Here is an 8,933-nt window from a genome sequence, read left to right as displayed (position 1 = left end):
CCAACACAATATATTATAGAACCGTAAAAAAGACTAGTACAACAACGTGGAGATTCACGTTATTGTACTAGTCTTTTGCTGCCCAGATAAACATGTCTGCCCAACACTCATTTTTAGTAACCTATTAATTATAAATTACTCGTAAATCTGCGGGCGTATGTTCGCCACGATACTGTTTACGGAATTGATGTGGTGATTGACCTACTTTTTTCTTAAACAATTTACTGAAGTATGTAGCATCGATATAACCGACAGTTCCAGCAATTTCAGTGATTGACTCTTCTGTTTTCATTAATAATTGTTTTGCCTTTTCGATACGATAGGTTGTTAAATAATCAATAAAATTCATACCGACTGCCTCTTTAAAGAAGCGACTGACATAGTGACGATTTAAGTGCATGATATCAGCTAAGGTAGTCAAATTTATTTCCTCATTATAATGGTCATGAATATAATCCAGAATTGTGTTGATTTGTTCTTTAGCCAAGACGGTAGGTTTATTGTTTAAGACATCCATCAATGAAACTTGATTGAGAGACTTAACGCAACGATCAATAGCGAATTTAAGCTCATTAAAATCAACAGGTGTTAATAAATAATCGATCACACCGCAACGTAAAGCTTGGTGAATGCTTTGAAAATTATCCCGTTCAGTCAGTATAATAACTTTAATATTTGGCAATTGTTGAACTATTTTACGTTTGACGATAAAACCGTCGATATCTAAGTGGTCGATTGCAATCAAAAGAATTTCTGGAAGGAGCTTTTCAGAAATAGCTAAAGCTTCTTGCTCTGTCGTAGCAGGAGGTAAAACTTTTATATTCATAAAGGAATCGTTGATAGATTGTTGAAGTGTTTGCTGTTCGTTTACATCGTTACTGACAATCAATAATCGGCACATAAGTAAACCCTCTTTTCTTTGATGAGATAATAGTCCTTCAGTTTGTGAAATTCACCTTACTACTCTATAATACCCTGAATAAATTCAGCTTTCAAGTGCAATTGTTTGTGAAAAAAATACGTTAAAAGGTAAATTTTGTCCATAATCTTCTTAAAATATTCCCTAACAAATTGGCTTAAATAGATTAAAATGAATTTGTAAGCGTTTAACAAATAGAAAACATCACTATTGTTAGAAATAAACGGACCAACAGTAGTGAAAGTTGAATCATAAAAAAGGAGTGTATGACATGACTGAAGAAATCAAAGTACAAGAAATTGAAACATTAGTCGAAACAGCAAAGAAGGCTCAAGCTGAATATGAGAGCTTTACACAAGAACAGGTAGATGCGGTTGTAAAAAACGTCTATCAAAAAACACTGGATAATGCAGAAAAATTAGCTATTTCAGCAAATCAGGAAACTGGATTTGGAAAAGTTTCTGATAAAGTAATCAAAAATACTTTTGCAAGCGAGCAAGTTTATGAAAGCATCAAAGACCTACCGACAGTTGGTGTGATTAATCGCAGAAAAGAAGAAAAAATTATTGAAATCGGCATTCCGCTAGGTGTGGTCGCTGGTCTGATTCCTTCAACAAACCCAACAGCAACAGTTATCTTCAAATCACTGATTGCATTAAAAACTAGAAATGCGATTGTTTTTTCTCCACATCCCAAAGCGTTAAAATCGATTCTAATGGCCGTAGAGATAATTGAGCAAGCTGCAGTTGAAGCTGGAGCGCCAGCTGGATTAGTTCAGGTGATTAAAGAACCTACACTAGACGCAACAAGCGCATTGATGAAACATGAGAATGTTTCATTGATCCTAGCTACAGGTGGTAAGGCAATGGTGCAAGCTGCATACAGTTCTGGGAACCCGGCAATTGGGGTAGGACCTGGCAATGTTCCTGTATTGATCGATAAAACTGCTGATATTGCACATGCGATTGATTGTGTGGTTAGTAGCAAAACATTTGACAATGGAATCATCTGTGCTTCAGAGCAAGCACTTGTTGTAGATAAATCTGTAAAAGACGCAGTGATCGAACAATTAAAAGCTAAGAAAGCCTACTTTATGAATGAAGAAGAATCAGCGAAAGTCAGTCAATTTATTTTAAGAGAGACAGGAACACTGAATCCTGATATCGTTGGTAAGAGTGCTTCGGATGTTGCAAATTTAGTAGGAATTTCTGTGCCAGATGCAACTTCAATTTTAATTTCAGAGCAGTCAGAGATTGGGACTCATAATCCATACTCAAGAGAAAAATTAACACCGATCTTAGGATTATTTACAGTTGATTCTTTTGAAGCAGGTGTAGAAACTTGTAAGGCTTTACTTGCAAATGAAGGAACGGGTCATACTGCAGTGATTCATACAACAAAAGATGCTAATGCAGAAATATTTGGTTTGGAAATGAGGGCTTCACGTATCTTAGTCAATACATTGGGTGCCTTAGGAGCAATTGGCGCAACAACAAAATTAGCGCCTTCAATGACATTGGGCTGTGGTGCAATGGGTGGAAGCAGCACGACTGATAATGTAACAGCTCATCATTTGATGAATGTAAAACGTATTGCTTATGGTGTTGAATAAGTAGGAAACGGCTCAAATAATTGAAGTGTCCTGTAATTGTCAAGCTTATTAAGTGACAATTACAGGATATTTTTGTATTCACTTGCTTTAATTTACTTATTTCACTAGTTTTTCTTGCATCTTAGACAAGCTTTAGGTAAACTAGTAAAGATTGAAAACTTGTCAAGGAGGTAATTTGAATGGCAAATCCAACAATTGCAATTGTCGGGCGCCCAAACGTTGGGAAATCGACGATTTTTAACCGTATAGCTGGTGAGAGAATTTCTATTGTAGAAGATACACCAGGTGTAACAAGAGACCGTATTTATGCCACAGGAGAGTGGCTGGGACGTGAATTTAGTATTATTGATACAGGTGGTATCGATCTAAGTGACGAACCATTTATGGATCAAATCAAGCATCAAGCAGAGATCGCCATTGAAGAAGCAGATGTCATCGTTTTTGTTGCAAGTGGCCGAGAAGGTGTTACTGATGCAGATGAATTAGTAGCAAAAATTTTATATCGTAGTAATAAACCAGTCATTTTAGCTGTCAATAAAGTCGACAATCCTGAAATGAGAAATGATATTTATGAGTTTTATTCTTTAGGCTTAGGCGATCCATTTCCAATTTCTGGAAGCCATGGTTTAGGGATCGGAGACGTTTTGGATGAAGCTGTCAAACATTTTTCTACTGAGATCGAAGATGAAGATGAAGATACGATCAAATTTAGTTTGATTGGACGTCCAAATGTGGGTAAATCATCATTGATCAATGCGATCCTTGGTGAAGAGCGCGTAATCGTTTCTGAAATTGAAGGAACGACCCGTGATGCGATTGACACCCATTTTGAATCAGAAGATGGCCAAAAATTCTTGATGATTGATACGGCTGGTATGCGTAAGCGAGGCAAAGTATATGAGTCCACAGAAAAATACAGTGTCATGCGTGCAATGCGCGCAATTGAACGCTCAGACATTGTTTTAATGGTTCTAAACGCTGAAGAAGGGATTCGGGAGCAAGATAAGAAAGTCGCTGGATATGCTCACGAAGCAGGTCGTGGCATTATTATCGTTGTGAACAAATGGGACACCGTTGAAAAAGAAACCAATACGATGCGTGACTTCGAAGAAGAGATACGTGAAGAATTCCGTTATCTTGATTATGCGCCAATCATCTTTGTATCGGCATTAACAAAACAACGCTTGAATAAATTGCCGGAATTGATCGAATTAGTTAGTATGAATCAAAACCTACGCATTCCGTCAGCCTTATTGAATGATGTAGTGATGGATGCGATTGCCATTAATCCAACACCAACAGATAAGGGCAAACGTTTGAAAGTTTTCTACGGAACGCAAGTAGCGATCAAACCGCCAACATTTGTTATTTTTGTTAATGAAGAAGAATTGATGCACTTTTCATATGCTCGATTCTTGGAAAACCAAATTCGCAAGGCTTTCACTTTTGAAGGAACACCAATCAAAATCATCCCAAGAAGACGGAAGTAGAGCATTTTACCACACTTTTTTCAAATGTACAAATAAATTCATTGAGTTATAAAAAAAAATGATAGTTTTAGAAAAAACTGGTTAAAACGCATCAAAAACCTTGCTATTACAAGCTTCCTATGATATCGTGATAACAGAATATTGATCCAATTCAATATTTGTACGTCATTTTTGGACCACTCAAAAATAAACGTAAATTAGATATCTTTTAGATATCCTATCCCTTGTGGAGGAGGTGAAATAATCCATGGCAAATAAAGCAGAATTAATCGAAAACGTTGCATCTTCAACTGGTTTAACTAAAAAAGACGCAACTGCAGCAGTGGATGCTGTATTTTCAACAATCCAAGAATCTCTTGCTAAAGGTGAAAAAGTTCAATTAATCGGTTTTGGTAACTTTGAAGTACGCGAACGTGCGGCTCGTAAAGGACGTAACCCACAAACTGGTAAAGAAATTCAAATCGCTGCAAGTAAAGTACCTGCGTTCAAACCAGGTAAAGCCTTGAAAGATGCTGTTAAATAAGACAGTTCTTAGAACCCTTGATTATTCAAGGGTTCTTTCTTTTTTTGCTGATGCTTTGTCGTAGCTGTTACCACTCTTGAAAAGTGTCAATTTCACTTTTTATAAAAGTGGGCATAAAAAAACCAATCACTCAGGATTGGTTTAACGGATCAAGAATAATTAGCTATGTTAAAAAAACAAATAGCATGTAACTATGAACGTTGTTGTGTGCTAATTATTCAAATTTCGACTGAATCACTCTGTTTCTTCAAAACAGTAACCATGTAAGAATTGCGCTATTTTTCTTAGAAGTAGACTATTTTTCGAAACAAGATTAGTATAAACCACAAATAAGATTTTTTTACATAAAAATAGTAGAATATATAGAGATAAGTATGAATCAATAATGCCTGTTCTTTAAGAAAATTAAAAGAACAGATGTCTTTAATCAAAGATCATTGTGTTTTCAAAAAAATAAAAATCATCCCTCTTTCTGTTTTATGATAACTAATGGTAAAATAAAGGAGAGGGGTGCTATGAATGGAACTAGGTTATAAGAAAAGTCAGATGCAGACGTTAATTATCTATGGTGAAACATTTGCCTCACAGATCAAATCAGCTTCATTTGGGACGAAGCATCTTTTTTTGATCACCAACCAACGCTATTATGATTTATTTTCGGAGAAACTGATCCAGCTTTTTGATGACAAACAGGAATTAGATTGGTATATTTGTAAGAACGACGCTCATTGTAACAATCTGAATGAGCTGGAAAATATAGTAACTTTTTTAGCAGATTTTGATCAGCAGCAGCAATTTCTTTTTTTAGGTGTTGGCAATGAAGGCGTTGTTCAACTAACGAATTTCCTGCATGAAACATCTGTACTAACATCTAATTGTTGGCTCTTGCCGCTATCGATCCGGTCGTTAAGTAAGAGCTTAATTGCTGAGTCTCAAATAGAATTAAAGAATCATCCTGTGTTAAAACGTTCAGTACTTGCAGAAAAAATCATCTATGACCATACCTTAACCACAGATTATGGAGAGGGGAAATTAGTTGATTTTCTTGTTTTTATTCGCTGCGGATTGGTTTGTAGCCATGATTTTTTACGAATGCTGTTTAAAAACTATAGCGATACAACACGTTTAAATCAACAATCATTTAATGGTATGTTGGATGAAATGATTCGTTACTATGAAAAACAGGGTCAAACGATCGACCAATTTGGTCAATTGTTTGAACATGGTTTTTTAGAAACAACAAATGGTCATTTGCTTTCGGGTCATATGAAACGATTTTTAGGCTGTTTATTGCAGTTGCTTTGGTCTCAAGAGATCAACCAATTTTCATTTCATTATAAGAATTTTATGATCTGGCTGATTCGGTTAGGGTTTCCCGTGGATTTTCCTGAACAAATTTTAATCAGTGATTATGTGGAAGGTGTGTTAACATGTGTAGATCGTGGTGAAACAGCGGCTCTTTTGAAAGAAGTAGGGAAGCTTGATTCTATGCAACAACCTAAAACAGAAGACTTACTAGCAACAATAGAAAAATACAAAACTATTTTAAAAGAGATTAGAGGATAAAAGATGACAACTTATAGTGAAAAAATGTTGCAAGCATTACATGAAGAAGACTTGGCTCAAGCACAATTGATGTTGGCAGAAGCGATTAGAAAAGACGATGATGATACACTTGCTGATTTAGGCGAAGAATTATTGTCGCTTGGTTTTTTAGAAGAAGCAAAATTAGTTTTTGACCACTTACTGACGGTTTTTCCTGATGCAGATGGCTTGAATATTCCCTTAGCAGAAATAGCAATTGAAAATAATTTGATTGATGATGCGTTTGTCTACTTAGAAAAAGTGGGGAAAGACAGTGATAGTTATGTGCAAAGCTTGCTTGTAACGGCTGATTTGTATCAAGTGATCGGCATCCCAGAAGTAAGTGAAGCAAAATTAAAAGAAGCACAACGATTAATGCCTGATGAACCATTAATTTTATTTGCTTTAGGTGAGTTGTATTTTTCTAATGGACAGTTCCAAGAAGCTTCTGCTGCTTATCATGAGTTGCTTGAAGAGCAAGTGACAGAAATTTCTAGCACTTCGATTAACGAACGTTTAGGAAGTAGTTATAGCATGTCAGGTGATTTTGAAGAGGCCATCCCATTTTTGGAGAAGGCTCTAGACGAAGGACAGACAGATGATCGTTTATTCCAATTAGCATTCACATACTTACAACTACATGAAAATCAAAAAGCAATTGCATTGTTGCAGCAATTAAGAGCATTGAACCCACATTATCAATCCGTTTATTTATCTTTGGGCGAAGCGCTACAAGAAGAAGAACAATTAGAGGAAGCCCGAACCGTTTTAGCTCAAGGGATCAAAGAAAACCCATTTCAAGTGGATCTATATCAGTTAGCATCTGAGAATGCTTACCGATTGCACGATATAGAACAAGCAGAAGCTTTATTGAAGCAAGCACTAGAGCTTGGCGAAAAGACTGATGAAACACGACTTACATTAAGTAATCTGTATTTGAATGAAAACAGGTTCGATGAAGTAATCGAGGTTGTACAAAAAATGGAAGAGCAAGGCCACCCATACGGAGAATGGAATCTAGCTCATGCCTATAATGAATTGGAAGAGTTTGATTTAGCAAAAGTCCATTATGAACAAGCTTACCAAGAGCTTTCTCACGAACCTGAATTTTTGAAGGAATATGCCGTTTTTCTTCGTGAAGAAGGACAATTAGAAAAGGCCAAAGAGCTGTTGCAACACTATCTTCAACACGAGCCAGGGGATAATGAAGCACAATCCCTGTTAGATGATATTGAAGAAAGATAGGTGATAAAATGTTTGTCAATGTCGCAGAAAAAAAAGAGTTTTTAGTTTGGCTAGTTAATAATATTTCATTTAGTCAAAGAGAAGTGTTATGGATTTTAAATTACTTGATCAATCATGAAGCTATTTTAAATAATGTTCATTTTATTGAGCAGGCAGATAAAGCGATTCGTGGCTTAAAAGTCACATCAAAAGAAATCGAGGATGATCCAATCCGTTTGTTTTTGTCAGGAAAAGAATTTACGGATACAGATCAAATCTTTCATGAAATCAGAATGAATTGGAAAGAAGCACTCTATGTGGAATGTATTTTTGATGGATCTTGGCAAAATAGCCAGTATTTGTCTATTTTAGAGGATAATCCATATGCTCGCTGGAATGAGCAGGTAAGTGAAGATGTGATTGAAAGTATTAATGAATTTTTCGCTCATGAAGAAAAACAAGCAAAGTTAAATTTATTGTATGGTCAAATTGATTTAGCTTTAGAAGATAATAATTATGAAGCTTTTTTAGAATTAACAGATGAATTGAACCGTTTGAAAAAATAAGAAAAGGTGAGATAGCGTAAAGAACGTCTATTTCACCTTTTCTCTTTCTGTTAATTCAATTGTTTTTTTCGTTTAAAAAGCATTCTTACTGGTCTAGAATAGGTGAAGCCTTCACCGATTGCTTCATGAACGTTGATGACCGAGATAAACGCTTTTTCATCTAGTTCATGAACAATTCGTTTGATTTCTATGATTTCACTTGGACTGACAACGACATAAAGGACTTTTTTATCAACTTGAGAATAGCCGCCCTGACCATCTAAATAAGTTACGCCACGTTCTAATAGCGCCATGATCACTTCACCGATATCCTCAGAATGATCTGAAATCACTAAGATACCTTTGGCTGCATAAGCACCGTCCAAGACCGAATCAACAACTTTACTGAAAACAAAAGACACAATCAACGTGTACATCATCCGTTTTACATCAATGTAACTCAAAGAAAGAATTAAAACTAAAATATCAAAAATCAATAATGACCGTCCCATACTGATGCCATAATTTTTTTCTAAAATCCGCGCAATAACATCGGTCCCACCAGTTGTTCCGCCCACGCGATAAACTAAGCCACTGCCGATGCCTGCAGCAAGTCCTGCAAGTAAAGAAGCAATCAGTAGATCATGATCTAAATTGACCTCTATTGGAAATCGTTGCCACAACCATAAGAAAACTGATAAGGACACAGTTCCTAGGATTGTATAATAAAATGAATGTTTCCCTAAAATTTTTCCGCCGATCAAAATCAACGGTATATTGATGATCAAGGTCGAATAAGCTGGATCAATATAAAAAAGTGCACGTAAAATCAAGGTAATCCCAGTTACTCCACCTTCTGCTAAATCATTTGCAATATTAAATGTAACTAACCCAAACGCATAAAGACATGTGCCAGCTAAAATCAGCAAAACGTCTTTAACATAGAACTTTTTTTCTTCAATCATAATGACCACTCCTAACACTTATTGAACAGATTCTGTTAAACTCCATACCCCAAAAGCCTTATCCAGTACTC

General features: G+C 35.9%; 8 protein-coding genes. 6 read left to right on the top strand and 2 right to left on the bottom strand.

What is annotated here, in order from left to right; translation table 11 throughout:
• Positions 1–124: 124 nt before the first annotated feature.
• The gene (locus RV15_RS16655; RefSeq protein WP_071879132.1) at positions 125–901 is read right to left on the bottom strand and encodes a helix-turn-helix domain-containing protein; all 777 of its coding nucleotides are present in this window, start codon (positions 899–901) and stop codon (positions 125–127) included.
• A gap of 289 nt (positions 902–1,190) precedes the next feature.
• Here RV15_RS16655 and RV15_RS16650 point away from each other — a divergent pair, with 289 nt between their 5' ends.
• The 6 genes from RV15_RS16650 to RV15_RS16625 all read left to right on the top strand — a co-directional run bounded on the left by RV15_RS16650 (position 1,191) and on the right by RV15_RS16625 (position 7,918).
• A complete protein-coding gene (locus tag RV15_RS16650; RefSeq protein WP_071879131.1) occupies positions 1,191–2,531 on the top strand; it encodes an aldehyde dehydrogenase family protein in 1,341 nt (446 codons plus the stop codon).
• A gap of 179 nt (positions 2,532–2,710) precedes the next feature.
• Entirely contained in the window at positions 2,711–4,021 is a 1,311-nt protein-coding gene (gene der, locus RV15_RS16645; RefSeq protein WP_071879130.1) for a ribosome biogenesis GTPase Der, read from the top strand.
• 247 nt (positions 4,022–4,268) lie between these two features.
• Positions 4,269–4,544 carry an HU family DNA-binding protein gene (locus tag RV15_RS16640; RefSeq protein ID WP_010761417.1) on the top strand — a complete coding sequence of 92 codons (276 nt, stop codon included), beginning with the start codon at positions 4,269–4,271 and terminating at the stop codon, positions 4,542–4,544.
• 519 nt (positions 4,545–5,063) lie between these two features.
• A complete protein-coding gene (locus RV15_RS16635) occupies positions 5,064–6,110 on the top strand; it encodes a hypothetical protein (protein ID WP_071879129.1) in 1,047 nt (348 codons plus the stop codon).
• A 3-nt stretch (positions 6,111–6,113) separates the two neighbouring features.
• On the top strand, positions 6,114–7,373 hold the full coding sequence (locus RV15_RS16630) for a tetratricopeptide repeat protein (protein WP_071879128.1): 1,260 nt from the start codon (positions 6,114–6,116) through the stop codon (positions 7,371–7,373).
• 8 nt (positions 7,374–7,381) lie between these two features.
• Complete coding sequence (locus tag RV15_RS16625; RefSeq protein WP_071879127.1) at positions 7,382–7,918, top strand: ReoY family proteolytic degradation factor; 537 nt, start codon at positions 7,382–7,384, stop codon at positions 7,916–7,918.
• 50 nt (positions 7,919–7,968) lie between these two features.
• Here RV15_RS16625 and RV15_RS16620 read toward each other — a convergent pair whose 3' ends face one another.
• Positions 7,969–8,862 carry a YitT family protein gene (locus RV15_RS16620; protein ID WP_071879126.1) on the bottom strand — a complete coding sequence of 298 codons (894 nt, stop codon included), beginning with the start codon at positions 8,860–8,862 and terminating at the stop codon, positions 7,969–7,971.
• Positions 8,863–8,933: the final 71 nt, after the last annotated feature.

It is taken from the genome of Enterococcus silesiacus (assembly GCF_001886225.1).
GTDB classification, from domain to species: Bacteria; Bacillota; Bacilli; order Lactobacillales; family Enterococcaceae; genus Enterococcus_L; species Enterococcus_L silesiacus.
The sequence above is the reverse complement of the archived record's forward strand: the minus strand, read 5'-3'. Positions and strand labels throughout refer to the sequence as shown.

What these genes read in the sequence shown, in the direction of transcription:
- RV15_RS16655 (WP_071879132.1), bottom strand. Translation starts at nt 901, where the DNA reads ATGTGCCGATTATTGATTGTCAGTAACGATGTAAACGAACAGCAAACA.
- RV15_RS16650 (WP_071879131.1), top strand. Translation starts at nt 1,191, where the DNA reads ATGACTGAAGAAATCAAAGTACAAGAAATTGAAACATTAGTCGAAACA.
- der (WP_071879130.1), top strand. Translation starts at nt 2,711, where the DNA reads ATGGCAAATCCAACAATTGCAATTGTCGGGCGCCCAAACGTTGGGAAA.
- RV15_RS16640 (WP_010761417.1), top strand. Translation starts at nt 4,269, where the DNA reads ATGGCAAATAAAGCAGAATTAATCGAAAACGTTGCATCTTCAACTGGT.
- RV15_RS16635 (WP_071879129.1), top strand. Translation starts at nt 5,064, where the DNA reads ATGGAACTAGGTTATAAGAAAAGTCAGATGCAGACGTTAATTATCTAT.
- RV15_RS16630 (WP_071879128.1), top strand. Translation starts at nt 6,114, where the DNA reads ATGACAACTTATAGTGAAAAAATGTTGCAAGCATTACATGAAGAAGAC.
- RV15_RS16625 (WP_071879127.1), top strand. Translation starts at nt 7,382, where the DNA reads ATGTTTGTCAATGTCGCAGAAAAAAAAGAGTTTTTAGTTTGGCTAGTT.
- RV15_RS16620 (WP_071879126.1), bottom strand. Translation starts at nt 8,862, where the DNA reads ATGATTGAAGAAAAAAAGTTCTATGTTAAAGACGTTTTGCTGATTTTA.